Origin of the sequence: Haematobacter missouriensis, assembly GCF_000740775.1 — a bacterium.
GTDB classification, from domain to species: domain Bacteria; phylum Pseudomonadota; class Alphaproteobacteria; order Rhodobacterales; family Rhodobacteraceae; genus Haematobacter; species Haematobacter missouriensis.
Genome location: NZ_JFGS01000109.1, coordinates 1 through 582, shown reverse-complemented (window position 1 = coordinate 582; position 582 = coordinate 1). Strand labels below are relative to the sequence as shown.

The 582-nt window shown below is 64.1% G+C and carries 1 protein-coding gene; it reads left to right on the top strand.

What is annotated here, in order from left to right; genetic code table 11:
• Positions 1-76: 76 nt before the first annotated feature.
• The coding region (locus CG51_RS18860) for an NADH dehydrogenase ubiquinone Fe-S protein 4 (RefSeq protein WP_035747691.1) at positions 77-582 on the top strand (506 nt) is incomplete at its 3' end.

Sequence of the window (582 nt, the reverse complement as noted above, 5' to 3'; positions counted from 1 at the left end):
AATTCGAGGCGAATGGAAAAACTCGACGATCTCGAACGTCACCTTCTCGTATCCACCGACACCCGGGAGAACTGATATGCGCGGCCATAATCGTCCACCATTCCCGCCGAAAATTCCCGGAACCGATCTGCCATCCTGGGACGTGCCGACGGCAATCATCTACCGTCCTGCCCGTTCCGCGATGACATCGGCGCCTCGGCCCAACTACTGGGTCCTCGAGTTCGAGCCGTCCCGGCCGCCGCAGATCGAGCCGCTGATGGGATACACGTCCAGCAGCGATCCCTATCGTCCGATTCGGCTGAAGTTTCCGGATCGCGACAGCGCCGTGGACTTCGCAGAGCGGCAGGACTGGCATTATGTCGTGCGCGAGGACGCTGGGGGAGCCCGGATGGCGAACCCTTGGGCGGGTGAGACGCGCCACCGGCTGCACAGGGGCGTCGATGCCCCGGGAGCCTTCCGGGTCCCGTTCCGCCCCGATCGCCGCCTCTCAAGAGGCGTCCAGCATGAGAGCACGCCCGACCCGTCTACCAGCGACAGGGAGAGTTTCGATCCGGTCCTCGAAGCCTCGCTCGAATCCTTCCC